21 protein-coding genes are annotated in these 18,156 nt (G+C 63.9%); 7 read left to right on the top strand and 14 right to left on the bottom strand.

Features of this window, described 5'->3' with window-relative positions:
* Nucleotides 1-78: 78 nt before the first annotated feature.
* Together NKJ15_RS05640 and NKJ15_RS05635 are read right to left on the bottom strand one after the other, a co-directional pair.
* Nucleotides 79-1,101 (bottom strand): fatty acid desaturase, encoded by a 1,023-nt coding sequence (locus NKJ15_RS05640; RefSeq protein ID WP_352469420.1) that lies wholly within the window; start codon nucleotides 1,099-1,101, stop codon nucleotides 79-81.
* Between the two features lie 127 nt (nucleotides 1,102-1,228).
* Nucleotides 1,229-1,432, bottom strand: coding sequence for a hypothetical protein (locus NKJ15_RS05635; RefSeq protein WP_023675249.1), 204 nt, complete (start codon nucleotides 1,430-1,432; stop codon nucleotides 1,229-1,231).
* Nucleotides 1,433-1,668: 236 nt separating this feature from the next.
* Here NKJ15_RS05635 and grpE point away from each other — a divergent pair, with 236 nt between their 5' ends.
* On the top strand, nucleotides 1,669-2,304 hold the full coding sequence (gene grpE, locus NKJ15_RS05630; RefSeq protein ID WP_023675250.1) for a nucleotide exchange factor GrpE: 636 nt from the start codon (nucleotides 1,669-1,671) through the stop codon (nucleotides 2,302-2,304).
* 112 nt (nucleotides 2,305-2,416) lie between these two features.
* Here the strand turns inward: grpE and olsB are convergent, their stop codons facing one another.
* From olsB to NKJ15_RS05590, 8 genes are all read right to left on the bottom strand, one after another.
* A complete protein-coding gene (olsB, locus tag NKJ15_RS05625) occupies nucleotides 2,417-3,292 on the bottom strand; it encodes a l-ornithine N(alpha)-acyltransferase (RefSeq protein WP_023675251.1) in 876 nt (291 codons plus the stop codon).
* Nucleotides 3,293-3,441: 149 nt separating this feature from the next.
* Nucleotides 3,442-5,730, bottom strand: a complete 2,289-nt coding sequence (locus NKJ15_RS05620; RefSeq protein WP_352814511.1) for a PAS domain-containing hybrid sensor histidine kinase/response regulator — start codon at nucleotides 5,728-5,730, stop codon at nucleotides 3,442-3,444.
* Between the two features lie 87 nt (nucleotides 5,731-5,817).
* Nucleotides 5,818-6,807: an acrylyl-CoA reductase (NADPH) gene (gene acuI, locus NKJ15_RS05615; RefSeq protein WP_352469422.1), complete on the bottom strand. Its 990-nt coding sequence runs from the start codon at nucleotides 6,805-6,807 to the stop codon at nucleotides 5,818-5,820.
* A 51-nt stretch (nucleotides 6,808-6,858) separates the two neighbouring features.
* The gene (gene lspA / locus NKJ15_RS05610; RefSeq protein ID WP_352454178.1) at nucleotides 6,859-7,335 is read right to left on the bottom strand and encodes a signal peptidase II; all 477 of its coding nucleotides are present in this window, start codon (nucleotides 7,333-7,335) and stop codon (nucleotides 6,859-6,861) included.
* Nucleotides 7,336-7,361: 26 nt separating this feature from the next.
* Entirely contained in the window at nucleotides 7,362-8,225 is an 864-nt protein-coding gene (locus NKJ15_RS05605; RefSeq protein WP_352469423.1) for a TrmH family RNA methyltransferase, read from the bottom strand.
* Nucleotides 8,226-9,287: an RsmD family RNA methyltransferase gene (locus NKJ15_RS05600; protein ID WP_352814509.1), complete on the bottom strand. Its 1,062-nt coding sequence runs from the start codon at nucleotides 9,285-9,287 to the stop codon at nucleotides 8,226-8,228.
* A gap of 88 nt (nucleotides 9,288-9,375) precedes the next feature.
* The gene (locus NKJ15_RS05595; RefSeq protein ID WP_352814507.1) at nucleotides 9,376-9,582 is read right to left on the bottom strand and encodes a hypothetical protein; all 207 of its coding nucleotides are present in this window, start codon (nucleotides 9,580-9,582) and stop codon (nucleotides 9,376-9,378) included.
* The gene (locus NKJ15_RS05590; protein WP_352814505.1) at nucleotides 9,570-9,854 is read right to left on the bottom strand and encodes a hypothetical protein; all 285 of its coding nucleotides are present in this window, start codon (nucleotides 9,852-9,854) and stop codon (nucleotides 9,570-9,572) included. The genes NKJ15_RS05595 and NKJ15_RS05590 overlap by 13 nt, the downstream gene beginning before the upstream one ends.
* Before the next feature lie 113 nt (nucleotides 9,855-9,967).
* On the opposite strand from NKJ15_RS05590, the gene NKJ15_RS05585 reads away from it, so the two are divergent.
* Complete coding sequence (locus NKJ15_RS05585; RefSeq protein ID WP_352684488.1) at nucleotides 9,968-10,651, top strand: helix-turn-helix transcriptional regulator; 684 nt, start codon at nucleotides 9,968-9,970, stop codon at nucleotides 10,649-10,651.
* 87 nt (nucleotides 10,652-10,738) lie between these two features.
* Nucleotides 10,739-11,107, top strand: coding sequence for a VOC family protein (locus tag NKJ15_RS05580; RefSeq protein WP_352814503.1), 369 nt, complete (start codon nucleotides 10,739-10,741; stop codon nucleotides 11,105-11,107).
* 112 nt (nucleotides 11,108-11,219) lie between these two features.
* Here the strand turns inward: NKJ15_RS05580 and lhpI are convergent, their stop codons facing one another.
* The 4 genes from lhpI to sppA all read right to left on the bottom strand — a co-directional run bounded on the left by lhpI (nucleotide 11,220) and on the right by sppA (nucleotide 13,924).
* Nucleotides 11,220-12,188, bottom strand: a complete 969-nt coding sequence (gene lhpI / locus NKJ15_RS05575) for a bifunctional Delta(1)-pyrroline-2-carboxylate/Delta(1)-piperideine-2-carboxylate reductase (RefSeq protein ID WP_352814501.1) — start codon at nucleotides 12,186-12,188, stop codon at nucleotides 11,220-11,222.
* 33 nt (nucleotides 12,189-12,221) lie between these two features.
* Nucleotides 12,222-12,554, bottom strand: a complete 333-nt coding sequence (locus NKJ15_RS05570; protein WP_352814499.1) for a LapA family protein — start codon at nucleotides 12,552-12,554, stop codon at nucleotides 12,222-12,224.
* Nucleotides 12,555-12,601: 47 nt separating this feature from the next.
* On the bottom strand, nucleotides 12,602-12,886 hold the full coding sequence (locus tag NKJ15_RS05565; RefSeq protein WP_023675261.1) for an integration host factor subunit beta: 285 nt from the start codon (nucleotides 12,884-12,886) through the stop codon (nucleotides 12,602-12,604).
* A gap of 81 nt (nucleotides 12,887-12,967) precedes the next feature.
* Nucleotides 12,968-13,924: a signal peptide peptidase SppA gene (gene sppA, locus NKJ15_RS05560; RefSeq protein ID WP_352814497.1), complete on the bottom strand. Its 957-nt coding sequence runs from the start codon at nucleotides 13,922-13,924 to the stop codon at nucleotides 12,968-12,970.
* A 306-nt stretch (nucleotides 13,925-14,230) separates the two neighbouring features.
* Between sppA and lptC the strand changes: the two genes are divergently transcribed.
* The 4 genes from lptC to rpoN all read left to right on the top strand — a co-directional run bounded on the left by lptC (nucleotide 14,231) and on the right by rpoN (nucleotide 18,081).
* Nucleotides 14,231-14,944 (top strand): LPS export ABC transporter periplasmic protein LptC, encoded by a 714-nt coding sequence (lptC, locus tag NKJ15_RS05555; RefSeq protein WP_352469430.1) that lies wholly within the window; start codon nucleotides 14,231-14,233, stop codon nucleotides 14,942-14,944.
* Nucleotides 14,931-15,539, top strand: coding sequence for an LptA/OstA family protein (locus NKJ15_RS05550; protein WP_292664963.1), 609 nt, complete (start codon nucleotides 14,931-14,933; stop codon nucleotides 15,537-15,539). The genes lptC and NKJ15_RS05550 overlap by 14 nt, the downstream gene beginning before the upstream one ends.
* On the top strand, nucleotides 15,539-16,357 hold the full coding sequence (gene lptB, locus NKJ15_RS05545; RefSeq protein WP_292664962.1) for an LPS export ABC transporter ATP-binding protein: 819 nt from the start codon (nucleotides 15,539-15,541) through the stop codon (nucleotides 16,355-16,357). The genes NKJ15_RS05550 and lptB overlap by 1 nt, the downstream gene beginning before the upstream one ends.
* Before the next feature lie 197 nt (nucleotides 16,358-16,554).
* The gene (gene rpoN / locus NKJ15_RS05540) at nucleotides 16,555-18,081 is read left to right on the top strand and encodes an RNA polymerase factor sigma-54 (protein WP_352814495.1); all 1,527 of its coding nucleotides are present in this window, start codon (nucleotides 16,555-16,557) and stop codon (nucleotides 18,079-18,081) included.
* Nucleotides 18,082-18,156: the final 75 nt, after the last annotated feature.

Here is an 18,156-nt window from a genome sequence, read left to right as displayed (position 1 = left end):
GGCATGCATAAACAACAACCTAAAGCGCGTCGCATGAGGCCGGTCGAGCGCGACGCGCTTTAGGTGCGGCGGTATGCTTTACACGGCCATCCGCGCTTCGCGGAACGATACCAGCTTGCTGCGGCTCTCGTCCCACAGCGCCAGCTTGACGCAGCGCAGGCTGTCGAGGAGTGTGACGCGGCCGATCTCACGCAACTCCGGATAGTCCCTCAGCACTTCCGGAAGCCGGTAGCACGGCACCTTGGCCGAGAGGTGGTGCACGTGGTGGACGCCGATATTGCCGGTGATCCAGTTCAGCACCGGCGGCAGGTCGTAATAGGACGAACCGTGCAGGGCAGCGTGCTGGAATTCCCACTCGGAGTCCTTTGTCCACTCCGTCTCCTCGAACTGATGCTGGACATAAAACAGCCAGATGCCGGCCGATCCGGCGAGGATGACGATCGGCAAATGCACGACCAGGAACGCGCCGGGGCCAACGAACCAGATGAGCAGCGCGGCGATGACCGCGATGGCGAGATTGGTCGACATCGACGACACCCAGGGGGTGAAACCGCCCCGCATCATGCCCAAGGGCAGTCTCTGCTCGAAAATGAAGATCCATATCGGGCCAAGACCAAACATCACCAGCGGATGGCGATAGAGGCGATAGGCGAGCCGGCCCCGCCATGACAGTTGCCGATATTCAGCGACCGTCAGTGTCTTGATGTCGCCGGTGCCGCGCTCGTCGAGATTGCCGGCGCTGGCGTGATGGGTGGCGTGGGCGCGGCGCCAGCAATCGTAGGGCGTCAGCGTCAGCACGCCTAGCACGCGGCCGATCCAGTCGTCGGCATAGCGGTTGGCAAAGAAGGAGCCGTGGCCGCAATCGTGCTGGATCATGAAGATCCGCACCAGAAAGCCGGCGGCCGGAAGGATGAGGACCAGACCCCACCAATGGCCATAGGCATAGGCGGCCGAGGACAGTGCCCACAGCGTGGCGAAAGGAATGAGGGTGATGGCGAGTTCAACGGCGCTGCGACGCCTGTCGGGCTTTTTATAGCGCGACAGGATCTTCAACCAGGCGCGCTTGCTGTTTGCCACAGCTTCGGGGGAAATCATGTTCATCATGAAACATAGGCGGAGCGGCGCGCTGCCGCAAGGCGGAGATCACGCAAAGTTACTGCGGGTAAATGTCGCGCGATGGCGAGGAATTGGTGGCCGCAGTCGCCGGATGCACGGCCTGCAATGGTGTCTACCGACGGCGCCCGCCTGCGACCACCTTGGCTTCCACGCCGTCCAGGCGGTCGAGCAATTCCTTCAGACGGTCGGGAATATCGGACTCCGTGCGGAAGGCCGGCAAGGTGCGCAGAAAGCGCTTGGTCGCCTCGGTGCCGAGCTGGCGCCGGATATCGGCGGCGAGCCCGTCGCGTTTTTCGCCATTCCTGCGGGGCATCATCCAAAATCCTGTGTCGGCTTCGAAACTCTTCCAAGGGAGGAATGGTTCCCGCATTGTAGTGTCCCGGCAAGCAAAGCCGTCGGGTACGGTAAAGTTTGAATTAAAATCGAGAGGTCTGCGCCGTCCGTCATCAAGCAGCGACAGCGGCTGCAGTATCGCTTGCCCCTTGATTTTTGGCCGCTAAACCTCGATATCGGGCGCAAATCCACACCATTCGAAAATGACGGGAAACGGCGATGAGCGACCAGGCAAAAGACGAACGCGCGCCCGATGAAGCCGAGAAGACCGAGGCTGCCGCGGAGCCAAGGGAAGGTGGCGTCGACGGCGACTATGAAGCGCTTGTGCGGCTTCTGAAGGAAAACGAAGAGCTGAAGGATCGCGCGCTGCGCGTCGCGGCCGACATGGAGAATTTGCGCCGCCGTACCGCCCGCGACGTCCACGATGCGCGCGCCTATGCGGTTGCCAATTTTGCCCGCGACATGCTTTCGGTGTCAGACAATCTGCGCCGTGCGCTGGATGCCATCCCGGAGGAGGCCAAGGCGTCGGGCGATGCCGGCTTCAAGGCGCTGATCGACGGCGTCGAGATCACCGAGCGCGCCATGCTGTCGGCGCTGGAACGCCACGGCGTGAAGAAGCTTGAGCCCGAGGGCGAGAAATTCGATCCGAATTTCCACCAGGCGATGTTCGAGGTGCCCAATCCCGACGTACCGGCCAACACAGTCGTGCAAGTCGTGCAGCCCGGCTATTCGATCGGCGAGCGTGTGCTGCGGCCGGCCATGGTCGGCGTCGCCAAGGGCGGCCCCAAGCATGTCGCAAGCGAAGCGCCAGTGGAGCCGGGGCCGGTCAACGAGCAGGCTGAGAAGGATGCGTAAGTTAGGGGAGTAGGGGAACAGGGCAGTACGGGAGTAGGGAATAGCGCTGCGTCGGGTAAAGTAGAGCAATTGCCTACTCGGGCCCTTGCCTTCTCTCCGCCTACTCCCCTATTCAGGCCGCAAACCGCTGCGCTTCTCCGCCATAATAATTGACGTAGCGGGCACCGATCTCCTTGACCGGCATCACCACGAACACGTCGACCGTCGAGAATTCACGGTCGATGACACAACCGTCGCCAATGCGCGCGCCGACGCGCAGATAGCCCTTGACCAGCGGCGGCATCGCGGCAATCGCCGCCTTGGTATTGACGGCCTCGATCGGCATCAGATCCATCGAACAATAGCGCCCGGCGACGGCACGCACGTCCCAGGATGAATTCGTCCGGCAGTGGTGGGCAAGGTAGGTCAGCGCCTCTGCATGTGCCGCCGGCACGGTGCCGTGGAACGACGCGCAGCCGGTCATCACGCCAATGCCGTAATGATTGATATAGGCCCAGATGCCTTGCCACAGCGCCTCGATGGTGCGCTTCGAGCGGTATTCGGGCAGAACACAGGAGCGGCCGAGCTCGAGGAAGCGCTGGCCAGGATGCCGCGCGATCAGCTTGGTCAGTTCGAATTCGCCTTCGGAATAGAAGCCGCCGGCGGCCGCGGCAATCTCCTGCCGCAGCAGGCGGTAGGTGCCGACGATGCGGCGATGCTCGGGGCCGGAAAGCGAAGTATCGAAGACCAGCAGATGATCGCAGAGGGGATCGAAGCGATCGGCATCGCGGCGGTCCTGCATCTGGAACAGGTCCTTCCTGGCACCAAGCTCGTCGTAGAACACCCGGTAGCGCACTTCCTGCGCGGCAGCGATCTCGGCCTCGTTGCGGGCGAGCCGCACTTCGAGATTGCCGATGCGGCCGAGCGATGCGCCTTTTATGACGGCATCGGCGTTCCGGCCGACGAGCAAAGGCCCGCTGGCGTTCGGCCGAGCATCACATTCCGGCATGACTGTATGCACGAGTGATTCTCCTTCGAGCCATCCCTCTTGGCACGGGGATACGGTGTAGGTGCAACAGGATTGTGACAGTACCGTGATACGGCTCTGCGGGCAATACTTCGTCGGCTGGGCAATCTATCAACCGTCGATGTTGTGCCTCAGGCGGCCGCTTGCCCTTCGACCGCATGAACCAGGGCATCGGGGTCGAGCGGCTTGGTGACGAAGCCGCTGGCACCGTGAGCGAGCACGGCGTGGCGGGTCTTTTCCTGGCTGTCGGCCGACAGCACCATGATCGGCACCGGCGGCACCGCGGTCTCCTCCTCATGGCGGCGGATGGCGGCGATGGCGTCCAGGCCGTCCATGACAGGCATATGCAAGTCCATCAGCACCACGTCGTAACGGTGCTTGTGGCCGGTGCTGATGACCGCCTCGACGGCGGCCTTGCCGTTGCCGACCACTTTCACGCGATGCCCGGCCTTCAGCAGTGTAGCGCGGGCCAGCATGGCGTTGATGTCGTTGTCCTCGGCGATCAGCACCGATAGGCCCTGCTGGCGGGCGCCAATGGCGTGGCCCGTCTGCGCGCCGCGCCTTTGCAGTTGCGGCTCGGCGACGACCGGCGCGTGGCTGGTCAAAAGCACGCGCAGCAATGTCTCACCGCGCACCGGCCTCGCAAGGAACGTGGCGTAACCATTGGCACGGAACTCGCCAAGCATGCCACGGTCGGTCGGTGCGATCAGCGTCACTGCCTCGCAATCGGCAAATCCGCTCTGGCGCAGGCGCCTGAGCAGCCTGCCGTCGCTTTGCTCCATGGCAGCATCGATCAGCAGCACGTCGCAGCTCTCGGCGAAAGGGGTGGCCTGGGCGGCGGCGGTGGCCAGATCGACCGCGCCGCCATTGGCGCGAATGGTGCGGGCGAGGGCTTCGGCCTCGACCAGGTTCTTCGACACGATCACGGCATGCCGGCCCGACAGCGCGTCCTGGCGGATCTGCGGCGCCTCGACGGCGGAAATAGCGGGAATCTCGAAGACGAATTCGGACCCCTGGCCAAGCCGGCTTGACACAGAGATAGTGCCGCCCATGGCGGTCACCAGGCGCTTGGAAATGGCGAGACCGAGGCCGGCACCGCCATGCGCACGGGTCGAGGTGCCGTCAGCCTGTTCGAAGTCCTCGAATATGCGCTCCATGTCCTCCTCGCGCAGACCGGGGCCGGTGTCGGTGATGGTGAAGCGGATGCGGTCGGTGGTTTCGGTGCGGACGCGGGCGATGCTTGCCAGGACGCCGCCGCTGTCGGTGAACTTGACGGCGTTGCCGATGAGATTGAGCAGCACCTGCCTGACCCTGCCGGGGTCGGCGGTGATCAGCTGCGGCACGTCGGGTTCGACATGACAGCCGAGGCCGATATCCTTGGCAAAAGCCCGCGCCGCCAAAAGCTCGATGACATTGTCGGCGATCTCGCGCACCGACATCGGCTGCGGTTCGGGATCGAAGCGGCCGGCCTCGATCTTGGAGTAGTCGAGCAGGTCCTCGATCAGCGCCAGCAGCGCGCTGGCCGAGGTCGAGATGGCGCCGACATAGGTCCGCTGCTCGGGCGAAAGGCTGGTGTCGGCGAGAAGCCGGGCCATGCCCATGATGCCGTTCATCGGCGTGCGGATCTCGTGGCTGACGGTGGCGAGGAAGCGCGATTTGGCCTGGCTCGCATATTCGGCCCGCTCGCGGGCGGTGATCAGCGAGGATTCGGCGCGCTTGCGAGCGGTGATGTCGCGGGCGATGGCGCGATGCGAAACGGCGCCGCTGTCCTTGTCGCGCACCGACAGCTCGATCCAAGAGAACCAGCGTGGGCCGTCCGGCGTGCGAATGGCGACGTCGGTGGAACTCAGGCATTCATGGTCGGAAAACGCGGCGTCGGGGACGATGCCGACATCGATGCCTAGTTCGGCCAGGGTCTTGCCGGCAAGGTCGCGCTGGTCGGTTTCGACAAGGTCGGCGAAAACCTTGTTGGCGTAGACAATGTGGCCGTCGCGGTCGCGATGGACGACGAGATCGCCGAGTGCATCGATCAGCCCGCGAAAGCGCTCCTCGCTCTCCTGCATCTCCCACATGCGGTCGGCCAGCGTCTCTATTTCGGCGCGGCTGCGGGCGGTCGTGGCATCGAGCAGGGCCACCGCGCGGCGCTCGGTGCGCCTGTTGCGCAGATGCATGGCGAGCCCGGCGATGGCTGTCGCCAAAAGGCCGATAGTGATGAAGATCGGCGCCCCGGTCAGATGCGAAAAGCCTGCCAGCACGACAATGGCGACGAGCGTCAGGAAGGGCAGGCCTTCGCGGTTGGAGGCCGGCAGTTCCGGCGCCAGCGGTGGCGCGGCGACAAGCTGCCGTCCTGGCGCCGCGGGGGCCGTCCCGTCGGCCCGTTCGGCTGGTTCCGCCTCTCTGATGCCGGGTTCCGCAATCATACGGAAATCCTGCCAGACAGAGCTTATCGAAGGTTGTGGTTGATCGCTCGAATTTTACCGGTCGCGCTCTTTTTTTCCCTTGGGGGCTCACATATCCACCACCACGCGGCCGCGGATCTTACCCTCGACGATGTCATGCGCGGCGCCGATGATGCCGTCGAAGCCGATGCTCGTCGAAAGGCTGGCAAGCTTTGCGTGGTCGAGATCGGCGCCGATACGGCGCCAGGCCTCGAGGCGGACCGCCTTCGGCGCCATCACCGAATCGATGCCGAGCAGCGAGACGCCGCGCAGGATGAAGGGCGCGACGCTTGCCGGCAGGTCCATGCCGCCGGCGAGGCCGCAAGCGGCAACGGCGCCGCCATAGGAGGTCATCGATAGAACGTTGGCCAGCGTGTGGCTGCCGACCGCATCGACGCCGCCGGCCCAGCGTTCCTTGGCGAGTGGTTTTGCGGGCTGGGCAAGCTCGTCGCGTGAAATCACTTCCGCGGCGCCGAGGTCGATCAGATAGGGGCTTTCGGCAGCACGGCCGGTCGAGGCGATGACGTGATAGCCGAGGCTGGACAGGATCGAGACCGCGACCGAGCCGACGCCACCGGCAGCGCCGGTCACCGCCACCGGGCCGCGATCGGGCACGATGCCGTGGCGCTCCAGCGCGATGACGCAAAGCATGGCGGTGTAGCCGGCGGTGCCGACCGCCATCGCATCATGCGGGCTCATGCCGTCCGGCAACGGCACCAGCCAGTCGCCCTTGACGCGGGCGCGCCCTGCAAAGGCGCCGAAATGCGTCTCGCCGACGCCCCAGCCGTTCAATATGACCTTGTCACCCTTGCGCCAGTCAGGATTGGAAGACGAGATGACGGTGCCGGCGAAATCGATGCCCGGCACCAGCGGCCAGCGGCGGATCACCGGCGCCTTGCCGGTAATTGCAAGACCGTCCTTGTAGTTCACCGTCGTCGCCTCGACCGCGACGGTGACGTCGCCCTCCATCAGGTCTGCCTCGGTAAGCTCGGTCACCGCGACCGACTGGTTTTTCTCGGCGTCACGCGAAACGAGGATGGCTTTGAAGGTTTCGGGCATTTTTTCTCCTCGGGCTTGCAGATCAGAATGTGTGGCGCCAGGCGAGTGAGGTCAATCGCTCGACGCTCCGCGCCGCCAGCCAATGAGTTCGTCGAAGACGACCAGCACCGCACCAACCGAAATGAAGGCGTCGGCGAGGTTGAAGATCGCGAAGGACCAGACCGGCGTATGGAACAGGACATAGTCGATGACATGACCGTAGATTGCGCGATCAATCAGGTTGCCGAGCGCGCCGCCGACGATCAGTGCGAAGCCGATGCGGGCAAGCAGGTGGCCGGGCGGCGTGCGGGCCGCAAGATAGAGCACGAAAGCGACCACCAGAACCGCGACGACCACCAGGCCGGTGTCGCCGAAGGACGAAAACAGCGAGAACGCGATGCCGGTGTTGTAGGTGCGGTACAGCGCCAGGAACGGAAGCAGGTCGAGCCGTTCCTGAAAGGCAAGACCGGTTTCGACTAGGTATTTCACCCACTGGTCGAGCGCTATCGCGGCGACGACCAGAAGAGCATACGGCCTCCAGGACTTCATGGTTTGCAGTTTCACGGTTTGAGATGTCACGATCTGGCGTCCTCCGGGCCGAGCTTCAGCGCGCCGCGCCGGATCTCGAACAGCATGACGCCGGTGGCCACTGCAAGGTTGAGCGAATCGGCGCGGCCGGCCTGCGGTATCCGCAGCAGTTTGTCGCAGCTTGCGGCAAGCTCGTCAGGCAGGCCTTGCTGCTCGTTACCCATCATCAAAAGCACCGGGCCCTTTGAAAAATCGACCGAGCGGTAGTCGACCGCACCCTTCAGGTGGGTGCCGGCGACGAGGCCGGGGAAGCTCGTTCGCCAGGCGAGAAAAGCTTCGGGCGACGCCTTGGCGACCGGCACGGCGAAAATCGAGCCCATGGTGGCGCGCACCGTTTCGACCGAAAAGGGATCGGTGGTCTCGCCGACCAAGATGACGCCCCTGGCCCCGACAGCGTCGACCGTGCGGATGACGGTGCCGAGATTGCCGGGGTCGCGGACGCGGTCGAGCGCCACCCAGACGTCGCCGTCACGGGCGCGGATGTCCTTCAACGGCAGGTATTTCTGCGAGAACACGCCGACGACCATTTGCGGATTGTCGCGGCGGGTGATGGCGACCAGCACTTTTTCCGAAACTTCAAGGACGGTGCCGCCGGCGGCGACCGTGCGCGCCGCGACCTTTTCAACCGCCGTATTGCCACGTCCGGCCTTGGCGAAGACCAGTGTCCTGATCGACCAGCCGAGATCGAGCGCGTCGATGACCAGCTTCAGGCCTTCGGCCATGAAGGCATTCTGCTGGTCACGGAATTTCTTCAGCGCGAGCGCCTTGATGTCCTTGACCAGCGGGTTGGCGAGGCTGGTGACTTCCTTCACCTGCCCTGGCGCGCCCGCGTGCCGTTCGTACGCACTCATTCAGGCCACCCAGCGCGAGAACAGCGAGGTCGAAAGCGCCCGACCGGCAGATTTCTCGCGGATGATCAATTCACCCGACTCGACCGTGCCGCCCATGCCGGCGAAGGTGTCGCGCATCAGGGCATGGATGGCGAAAAAAGAGGCGCGGATCGAATAGGCGGTCAGTACCACGGCGAGCGGCTTCGGCGTCAGGATCGTGCGGCAGATATCGGTCAGCGCCGGCAGGTCCTCGAACAGCTGCCAGACCTCGCCTTTCGGTCCGCGGCCATAGGCGGGCGGGTCGAACAGGATGATGTCGTAGCGGCTGCCGCGGCGCTCCTCGCGTTCGGCGAATTTCACGGCATCGTCGACGATCCAGCGGATCGGCTTTTGCGACAAGCCCGCCATTTGCTGGTTTTCGCGCGCCCAGCCGATCGCCTTCTTGGAAGCATCCACGTGGGTGACCTCGGCGCCGGCACGCGCCGCCACCAAGGAGGCAAGGCCGGTGTAACCGAACAGGTTCAACACCTTCACCGGCCGTTTTGCCGCCGCGATCAGTCCGGCCATGTGGTCCCAGTGCGAGGCCTGCTCGGGAAAGACGCCGACATGGCGAAACGAAGTGAAGCGGCCGAGATAATCTATGCCGTCATGCTTCATCGGCCAGGTCTCGCCGAGCGGCGTCTTGGGGAAGCGCCAGCGGCCGATGCCTTCCTCGTCGGTATCGCCGGTGAAAATGGCGTCGGCGCGCTCCCAGTCCCTGGCCGGCAAAGCCTTTTGCCAGATCGCCTGGCCCTCCGGCCGAACGATGCGGTAGGGGCCGTATTGCTCGAGTTTTTCTCCGGCGCCGCTGTCGAGCAACGCGTAGTCCTGATTGGGGCCGACCTCGAGGATCAGCGGCAGATGTTCGGCAGGCAGCACGCCATCGCGACGGGATAGAGGGCGCGGCGCGGCTTTCGGCTCGGACCGGTCCTGCAGTTTAGGCTCCGAACCGGCGGTCAGGCCGGCGTCGCGCCGCCGCGGCTGCTCCGCCCCGCCCTTCGGGGGCGGGCGGCTGTCGCGGCGTTTGTCGCGAAAAGGTTTCAAGAAGGCGCATCTCCGGACGGCGGCTCGCCGCTTCTGCCACAGCACATTGACCGGCGCAACAAAAGGGCTGCCGACGTGTGCAACCGGATCAGCCGCGCCTGATCGACAGCAGGCCGACTGCGAGCGCTATGAAACCAACGGCCTTGAAGCCGGTGACGACCATATGGCCGCTTTCCCAACTGCTCCGGATACTTTCGAAATTGTCCGGGATCGGTCCAGGCACCCAGGTGGCCAGGACATCGTTTGCCGGTTTGACCAGGGTAAACCACGCCACGAGGGCCATCAGATAAAGCACGGTGGCGGCCAAAATCCACCAAAAGCCGGGCGGTCACTGCGCAGCATCCAGGCGAGAAGCCCCGGACAGGCGATCGCGGCCACGTCCAGCGGTGCGCCGACAATCGCGAAGAATTGGAACTGAGCGTTGAAGACAGTGGTTTCACGCCAGAGCGAAGGCGGCCAACTGGTCAGCCGCGGCACCGATTCCAGCACATGGGCGAAGGATGGTCCGAGGCTGAGCGCAGCGACGATGGCGGTCAAAACCGACCAGAACAACAGGAACCCGCGCATATCCATAGTGGCCAGACAACGGCGTCAGGACGCAGACGTTCCCGTCCGCCACCCATGTCGCTTGCCGCCGAAAGCGCTGGGGCTCTATCGTGATTGAAACCAGGTCATGATTCATGTCCCGTGCTGAACGCCTGCTCGACCTGATCCAGATCCTGCGCCGGCATCGCCGGCCAGTCAGCGGCCGCAGCCTTGCGGGCGAAATGGGTGTGTCGATCCGCACGCTCTATCGCGATATCGCCACGCTGCAGGGGCAGGGCGCGCCGATCGAGGGTGAGGCGGGGTTGGGTTACGTGCTCAGGCCCGGTTTCATGCTGCCGCCCTTGATGTTCACCGATGAGGAGATCGAGGCGATCGTGCTCGGTTCGCGCTGGGTGGCCAAGCAGCCGGACTGGCGGCTTGCGAACGCCGCCACCGACGCGCTGGCCAAGATCGCGGCGGTGCTGCCGAACGATTTGCGCGAAGAGCTCGACGCCTCGACGCTGCTGGTCGGGTCGCGCACCGAGGTCACCGAAGGCATCGATCTCGGCGTGGTGCGGCAGGCCATCCGCGAGGAGCGTAAGCTGAGCTTTGTCTATCGCGACGCCGGCGGCGCTGCCTCCGAGCGCACCGTCTGGCCGTTCGCACTCGGCTTCTTCGACAAGGTGCGCGTCGTCGCGGCCTGGTGCGAGATGCGCCAGGATTTCAGGCACTTTCGCGCCGACCGGATATCCGGCCTCAATGCCACCGAGATGCGCTATCCGCGCCGCCGTCAGGTGCTGCTCAAAGAATGGCGGGCGACGCTCGACACGCCAAGCTAAGGCTGCTGCTCAGTTGAGACTGCTGCCAGAATCTGGCAGTGGGCGTACGGTATGCTCCTCCAGTCGAAACGATCTGGAGAGCAATTCATGACACCGCCCAATTTCGTCATCCTCTATGTCGACAAGCCTGAGCAAAGCGGCGCCTTCTATAGCGCGCTGCTTGGGCGGCAGCCGGTCGAGACCTCGCCGACCTTCGTGCTGTTCGTGCTCGACAACGGCTTCAAGCTCGGCCTCTGGTCGCGTCACACCGTGGAACCGGACGCCGCGGCAGCAGGCGGTGGCGCCGAGATCGTCTTTGCGCTGGACACGCCGGAGGCGGTCGATGCCACCTACACCGATTGGGCCGGACGGGGTCTGAAAATCCTGCAGAGCCCGACCGACATGGATTTCGGCCGGACCTTCGTCGCGCTCGATCCGGACAACCACCGGCTGCGGGTTTATTGGCAAAGGGAGTAAGGCAGTAGGGCAGTAGGGCAGTAGGGCAGTAGGGGAGTACGTGACAGGAAACATAGCTGGCGCGGCGCCGCACGATCAGTACAGTTCCCTACTGCCCTACTGCCCTACTGCCCTACTGCCCTACGCTTGCGCGATACACGGCAATGCCGGCGGCGAGGTCCTCGAGGGCTGCGCCGACCGACTTGAACAGCGTGATCTCACCGGCGCTCTGCCGGCCCTTCTTGTCTCCACGCGTCAGTTCATTGAGGTCGGCGACGATGGCTTCCGCCTTCAGCACGCCGGAGGCCAGTGGCTGGACGATGTCACCCGCCTCTTTGGTGGCGCCGGCGCGGGTGTCGACATAGACGCGGGCCCGCGCAACCGTGTCGTCGTCGCTTTCGCGCATCGCCGGAGTGAAGCCGCCGACGAGGTCGACATGCGTTCCAGGTCGCAACAAGGCGCCCTTGACGAGCGGCTCGGTGGTGATGGTCGCCGAGGAAATGATGTCGGCCTGGCCGAGTTCGGCGCCGAGATCGCCTGCGGCTTCGGCCGCAAAACCTTCCGCACGCAATCTTGCAGCGACCTTTTCGGCATTGGCCGGCGTGCGGTTCCAGATGCGGATGTTGGTGATCGGCCGCACAGCCGAATGCGCCTTCGCCAGGAACGGCGACAGCGCGCCGGCGCCTACCACGAGCAGCCGCGAGGCGTCCTCGCGGGCCAGGTAGGAGGCGGCCAGCGCCGAGGCGCAGGCCGTGCGCCACTGCGTCAGCCGCTGGCCGTCGATCATGGCCTGCGGCTCGCCGGTGGTGCCGTCGAGCAAGAGGTAAAGGCCCATCACCGCGGGTTTGCCGACAGCGTTGTTGTCGGGCGACACGGTGACGATCTTGATGCCGATGTGACCGCCGGCGGAGGTGCCAGCCGTGTTGAAGTCGGTCCAGGCCGGCATCAAAAGCAGCGTTGAAGCGGCGCCGTCGGGCCGCTCTATCGTATGATGGTGCCTGACCGGCTGTATGGCGCCATCGCGAAACGCGGCGCGCAGCGTCTCGATCAGTCCGGGAAAGGTCAGCGCGCTGTCGACCTCGGCGGCCGAAATGGTCAGCATGAAAGGCTCCGCGAAAGATATGTCAGCGACGCTTCAGTTTGTCGGCTTCGGCAAAGCCGGGCTCCGAGGCGCGGCAGGCGCGCGGCTTACCGCCTGGCGCAGATTCTCGGCCTCGGCACCGCGCTGGCGCGCCAGCTTGCGATAGCGCCCTTGCTTGATCCAGGTCGCCAGGCTGCCGACGATCATGCCGATGGCAAGGGCAAGGAACAGGAATATGAACAGCGGCAAGGTCAGCGTCAGCGCCGGGTTGCCCGGATTGAACGGGTCGAGCGTGAAGGCGACCGGTTCGCGGTTGGCAACGGCCAGCGCGATCAGGATGATGGCCAGCGGCACGAAGACCACGATGAGGATTAAGCGATTGAACATGTTTTTCCGTAGGGACTGCTATCGGAGCGGGACGGCGGGCGCGGCGCCTACTTGCCTCCGTTCAGCCTTTCACGCAATTCCTTGCCGGTCTTGAAGAACGGTACCCATTTCTCCTCGACCTCTACGGATTCGCCGGTGCGCGGGTTGCGGCCGGTGCGGGCAGGGCGATTTTTCACCGAAAACGCGCCGAAGCCGCGCAACTCGACCCGGTTGCCCTCGGCAAGCGCGTCGGTGATTTCATCGAAGATGGCGCTGACAATGTTTTCGACGTCGCGCAGGAAAAGATGCGGATTACGCGTGGCGATGATCTGCACAAGTTCGGATTTGATCATGAAAAGGCTCCCCGTAAAAGCAGTGCCGCCGAAATTATCAGAATGATTTTATTTGGTTTTTCACTCGTCCCAAGCGGTTCCTCAAGGGTGCCAGACGGAAACGAGACCGTCAAGAAACAAGCGGTCCGCTCCAATTTCGTGAAGGACGTCGCCGTCATGGCCGGCCAGGCCAAGCGCAGCACCGACGGTCTGCGCCATCGCTTTGGAGAACAGGAAACCGCCGCGTTTTTCCGTGTCCTTCCATTCCACCACCTTGAGCTTGGCATCGACGCCCTTGCCTGCAAGCCAGTCGATCGCTTCGGCCTCGCCGCCGACCGCGTCGATCAATCTGTTGGTGACCGCCTGCCGGCCGGTGAAGATCGACCCGTCTGCGAGCGCCAGCACCTCCGGCTTGGTCATGTTGCGGCGCTCGGCGACGATGCCGACGAACCAGTCGTAGCTGTCGAGGATGAGCTTGCGGACCATGGCGCGCTCATCGTCATTGGTCGGCTTGAAGGGAGAAGGCGAGGCCTTCAAGGGCGAGGATTTCACCTCCTCCAGCTTGACGCCGAGCTTGTCCATGAGGCCGCTGACGTCCGGGTACTGAATCAGCACGCCGATCGAGCCGACGATTGAGGATTTGCGTGCGACAATATGGTCGGCCGCGGTGGCGATCATATAGCCTGCCGAAGCCGCGAGCGTGCCGACCTCGGCCACCACCGGCTTGTCGGAGGCGAGCTTGCGCACTGCCTCATAGATCGATTCGCCACCGACGGTGGTGCCGCCGGGTGAATCGATCGACAGGATCACAGCCTTGACGCGCGGCGACTGACGGATTGCCTCCAGCCGCTTGATCAGTTCTTCGTCTTCGGTGATGGTACCTTCGATCTTGACCTTGGCGATGTGGTCGACAGCCGCGCCGGTGAAGTCGTCACCATAGATCCATGCCGAGAAGGCGATCAGTCCGGCTGCCGCGACGATAATCGCCGCAACACGCCAGAATGTCAGCTTGCGGCGCAAGCGGCGGCGGTCGATCAGGTCGTCGGCTCTCAATACCATGGTCAGCCTCGTAGTCGGTGGGAGCAGATGCTTTTAAAGCAACCATTCGCGCCCGGCTACCGTTTCCTGACGGCCTTGCGCCAAAGGCCGTTAGGCATTCGCGGCAAGCCTCAACCTGTCTCGTTCCACAGGCCCTAACACTGTGCGCCCATATCTGGTATGAGGTACAGGCTGCGCTGGGGCCATTTTCATTGTACAGGGGCGGCTGTCACATTTTTGCGGTTTTCCTCGGCTTGTGCTTGCTTGAGGGCGCCGGCACCCCACCTATAGGGCGGCCTGGCGGGCAGGGGTTTAGAAGAAGCAGTCATGTTAGCGGGACCAATCGAACCGACCAACACCGAGACGGAGTTGGCTCCCAAGGCCGCAGGCCGGGCGCGGGTCGACGCGTTTGACGTTGCGCAGCGTCATTCGCGCCGGGTCCGTGTCCTCAAGCTGGCCGTGCCGCTGGTCGCTGCCGTGATTGCGGTCGCGTTTCCCGTCTATTCCTATCTCATGGCTCCCGCCGCAATCGAGGTGCAGGCCGACGGCGGCGCCTTTGCCGATGGCAAGCTGGTGATGGCGAACCCCAAGCTCAACGGCTTCACCAAACAGAACCTGCCCTATTCGATGACAGCCCTGCGCGCCATACAGGATGTCAGCAAACAAGGCATCATCGATCTGGAGGGCATCAAGGCCAAGCTGCCGATTGCGGCCGACAACACGGCCGCCATCGATGCCACGCACGGCACCTATGATCGCGACGGCAACACGCTCAGCCTGACCAGCGATGTGACCGTGTCGACCACGGATGGTGTGGTGGCAAAATTCAAATCAGTCTATCTCGACATGGGCGAAGGCACTATGAAGACAAGCGAGCCCGTCGATGTCAGCCGCGGCGGGTCGCGGATCAGGGCGGATTCGATGTCGGTCCAGGACAATGGCAAGGTCCTGGTTTTCGAGAACAAGGTGCGCGTCGACATCGATCCCGCCAGTTTGAAGGCGGCAGAGGCAAAGAGCGGAGAGACCAATGCGGTTCAGTAGTTCGGCACGGCGCCTCGCCGCGATTTCGGCGTTGACGCTCGGGTTGCCCTTGGGGCTGACCTTCGGGACGGCGCCGTCGCTGGCGCAATCCAGTGCCACCAGCCAAATGTCCGGCCTCAGGCTGTCGGGCGACAAGCCTATCCAGATCGAAAGCGACAAGCTCGAGGTGCGCCAGGCGGAAAGCGTCGCCGTCTTCACCGGCAACGTCAACGTCGTCCAGGGTCCAACCGTGCTCAAGGCCGGCAAAATGACGGTCTATTACGTCAGGGATGCAGGCGCCGCTAAAGGCGCCCAGCCCGCGGGTGCCGCGGCAATGACCGGATCCGCCAACATCGACCATCTCGAGGTCGACGATAAGGTCTACATCAAATCGGACAATCAGGTTGCCACCGGCGACCGCGGCACCTTCGACATGAAGACCGAAGTGCTGGTGCTTTCGGGCAGCAAGGTCGTGCTCTCGCAAGGCGATAACGTGCTTGTCGGCTGCAAGCTTACCGTGCAGATGAAGAGCGGCCTTGCCCAGGTCGACGCTTGCGGCGGCCGCGTCATGATGTCGATCACGCCGCCGGCGAAGTCTGGAGCAGCGAAACCCTGATGACCGGCATATCGTCGCTGCTGGCGCGTCTTCCAGGGCGCGCCGCCAGCAAACTTGCGGCACCGGCCAGGGTCACCGTCGAAGCGGCAAAGTTCAAGGGAACCTTGATCGCCAAGGGGCTGACCAAAAGCTACAAGGGCCGCAAAGTCGTCAGCGGCGTGACGCTGGGCGTGCGCGCCGGCGAGGCGGTTGGGCTGCTCGGCCCCAACGGCGCCGGCAAGACGACCTGTTTCTACATGGTAACCGGCCTGGTGCCGGTCGATGAAGGCACGATCGAAATCGACGGTTTCGACGTCACGTCGATGCCGATGTATCGCCGCGCCCGTCTCGGCATCGGCTATCTGCCGCAGGAAGCGTCGATTTTTCGCGGCCTGAATGTCGAGCAAAACATCCGGGCCGTGCTCGAGGTCGTCGAAAAGAGCCGCAAGGAGCGTGAGCGCCTGCTCGACGAATTGCTCGAGGAATTTCACATCAGCCATCTGCGCAAGGCTCCGTCGCTGTCGCTCTCCGGCGGTGAGCGGCGACGCCTCGAAATTGCCCGCGCCTTGGCAACCCGCCCCGCCTACATGCTGCTCGACGAACCTTTCGCCGGCATCGATCCGATCGCCGTCGCCGACATCCAGCAGCTCGTGCGCCACTTGACGGCACGTGGCATCGGCGTTCTGATCACCGACCACAATGTCCGCGAGACACTTGGCCTGATCGACCGCGCCTACATCATCCATGCCGGCCAGGTGCTGACCCATGGTCGGGCCGACGAAGTGGTCGCAAATGCCGACGTGCGGCGGCTTTATCTCGGCGAGGGATTTACACTCTAAATGCGAAATTCCGGTTCGAACGGGATTTCCGGCGTAGTCCAACAGCTTTTTCTTCAATTTTCTGCCTGAAAACGCGTCGGCAGGCGAGTTTTACCGCTCCTCGCCTTGACAAGCAAAAGCCGGGCCAGTTTCTATGCTGGCCTGGAAAATTCCTTCCAGCAGTGCGGGTGCGTAGACGGGGCGTTTGAAACCGAACCATGGCGTTGGCGGCAAAACTACAGCTACGACAGTCGCAGTCGCTGGTGATGACGCCGCAGCTGATGCAGTCGATCCGCCTGCTGCAGTTCACCCATCTCGAGTTGGAACGCTTTATCGACGACGAGATCGAACGCAATCCCTTGCTGGAACGCGCCGAACCGCAGGAGGACGCCGCCAGCGACCAGGCGCAGAAGGGCGAGGCCGCATCGGAACCGGCTGCCGACGGCGACTGGTTCGAGGCGGAAACGGCATGGAGCGCCGAGGCGATCTCGGAAAAGCTCGATACGTCGCTGGAAAACCTGTTTCCTGACGATCCTGGTACGAGCGAGCGGCTCGGGCCCGACCTGACGGCACAATGGAAATCGGCGTCCGGCAATGGTTCCACCTCTTCCTCCGACGGCTTCGACGTCGCGGATATGGCGGCGGCGGCCATCACGCTGCGCGACCATGTCGGCGAGCAGGTGGCGCTCGCCTTTGCCGATCCGGCGGCGCGCCTGATCGCCGGCGAGCTTGCCGACGGCCTCGACGAGGCCGGCTACATGCGTGCCGATATGGCCGAGATCGCCGCCCGCCTCGGCGCGGACGCCACGGCGATGGCAACGGTCCTGGCGGTCTGCCAGACATTCGAGCCCGCCGGCATATTCGCCCGCGACCTCGCCGAATGCCTGTTGCTGCAGCTGGCCGTGCGCGACCGGCTCGATCCGGCGATGAAGGCGCTGATCGCCAATCTCGAACTCCTGGCACGGCGCGATTTCCAGACGCTGAAGCGGATTTGCGGCGTCGACGAAGAGGATCTGCTCGACATGCTGGCCGAGATCCGGGCGCTCGACCCACGGCCGGGAATGGCGTTTTCGCGCGGTGCCAGCGATGCGATCGTGGCCGACATCGAGGTGCGTGCAGCCAATGACGGCAGCTGGACGGTCGAGCTCAATGCCGAGACGCTGCCGCGCGTGCTGGTCGATCACATCTATTTCGCCCAGGTCACGCCACATGCGAAAAACCAGGCGGAAAAGGATTTCCTTGCCGAATGCCTGCAGAACGCCAACTGGCTCACGCGCAGCCTCGACCAGCGGGCGAAGACCATTCTCAAGGTGGCCTCTGAGATCGTGCGCCAGCAGGACGCTTTTCTCGTCCACGGCGTGCGGCACCTGAAGCCGCTCAACCTGCGCACGGTGGCGGACGCCATCGGCATGCACGAATCAACGGTCAGCCGGGTCACGGCAAACAAATACATGCTGACGCCGCGCGGCGTGTTCGAGCTGCGCTATTTCTTCACCGCCTCGATCGCTTCGTCAGGTGGCGGCGATGCGCATTCGTCGGAAGCGGTGCGCGACCGCATAAAGCAGCTGATCGACGAGGAGAAAGCCATCGATGTGCTTTCCGACGATGCCATCGTGGACATGCTGCGGGAAAGCGGCGTCGACATCGCCAGGCGCACGGTGGCCAAATACCGGGAAGGCATGAACATACCCTCTTCGGTGCAGCGGCGGCGTGAAAAACGCGCTTTGGCCAGCGCCGGCCGTTGATCTCCGGCGGAATTTCCACAGCTTTCGCCCTTCATTGACAAGCGGCGACGAAGTGGCTAGAAGCCCGCCCGCATG

It is taken from the genome of Mesorhizobium sp. M0207, from assembly GCF_040321995.1.
Classification (GTDB): Bacteria; Pseudomonadota; Alphaproteobacteria; order Rhizobiales; family Rhizobiaceae; genus Mesorhizobium.
This window is presented reverse-complemented; position numbering and strand designations above follow the sequence as displayed.

Coding starts and splice junctions, on each gene's coding strand:
- NKJ15_RS05580 (WP_352814503.1), top strand. CDS start 10,739: ATGACACCGCCCAATTTCGTCATCCTCTATGTCGACAAGCCTGAGCAA.
- NKJ15_RS05635 (WP_023675249.1), bottom strand. CDS start 1,432: ATGATGCCCCGCAGGAATGGCGAAAAACGCGACGGGCTCGCCGCCGAT.
- grpE (WP_023675250.1), top strand. CDS start 1,669: ATGAGCGACCAGGCAAAAGACGAACGCGCGCCCGATGAAGCCGAGAAG.
- NKJ15_RS05605 (WP_352469423.1), bottom strand. CDS start 8,225: ATGAGTGCGTACGAACGGCACGCGGGCGCGCCAGGGCAGGTGAAGGAA.
- rpoN (WP_352814495.1), top strand. CDS start 16,555: ATGGCGTTGGCGGCAAAACTACAGCTACGACAGTCGCAGTCGCTGGTG.
- NKJ15_RS05565 (WP_023675261.1), bottom strand. CDS start 12,886: ATGATCAAATCCGAACTTGTGCAGATCATCGCCACGCGTAATCCGCAT.
- lptB (WP_292664962.1), top strand. CDS start 15,539: ATGACCGGCATATCGTCGCTGCTGGCGCGTCTTCCAGGGCGCGCCGCC.
- NKJ15_RS05590 (WP_352814505.1), bottom strand. CDS start 9,854: ATGCGCGGGTTCCTGTTGTTCTGGTCGGTTTTGACCGCCATCGTCGCT.
- NKJ15_RS05620 (WP_352814511.1), bottom strand. CDS start 5,730: ATGATTGCGGAACCCGGCATCAGAGAGGCGGAACCAGCCGAACGGGCC.
- sppA (WP_352814497.1), bottom strand. CDS start 13,924: ATGGTATTGAGAGCCGACGACCTGATCGACCGCCGCCGCTTGCGCCGC.
- olsB (WP_023675251.1), bottom strand. CDS start 3,292: ATGCCGGAATGTGATGCTCGGCCGAACGCCAGCGGGCCTTTGCTCGTC.
- lptC (WP_352469430.1), top strand. CDS start 14,231: ATGTTAGCGGGACCAATCGAACCGACCAACACCGAGACGGAGTTGGCT.
- NKJ15_RS05570 (WP_352814499.1), bottom strand. CDS start 12,554: ATGTTCAATCGCTTAATCCTCATCGTGGTCTTCGTGCCGCTGGCCATC.
- lspA (WP_352454178.1), bottom strand. CDS start 7,335: ATGAAGTCCTGGAGGCCGTATGCTCTTCTGGTCGTCGCCGCGATAGCG.
- lhpI (WP_352814501.1), bottom strand. CDS start 12,188: ATGCTGACCATTTCGGCCGCCGAGGTCGACAGCGCGCTGACCTTTCCC.
- NKJ15_RS05585 (WP_352684488.1), top strand. CDS start 9,968: ATGTCCCGTGCTGAACGCCTGCTCGACCTGATCCAGATCCTGCGCCGG.
- NKJ15_RS05550 (WP_292664963.1), top strand. CDS start 14,931: ATGCGGTTCAGTAGTTCGGCACGGCGCCTCGCCGCGATTTCGGCGTTG.
- acuI (WP_352469422.1), bottom strand. CDS start 6,807: ATGCCCGAAACCTTCAAAGCCATCCTCGTTTCGCGTGACGCCGAGAAA.
- NKJ15_RS05640 (WP_352469420.1), bottom strand. CDS start 1,101: ATGAACATGATTTCCCCCGAAGCTGTGGCAAACAGCAAGCGCGCCTGG.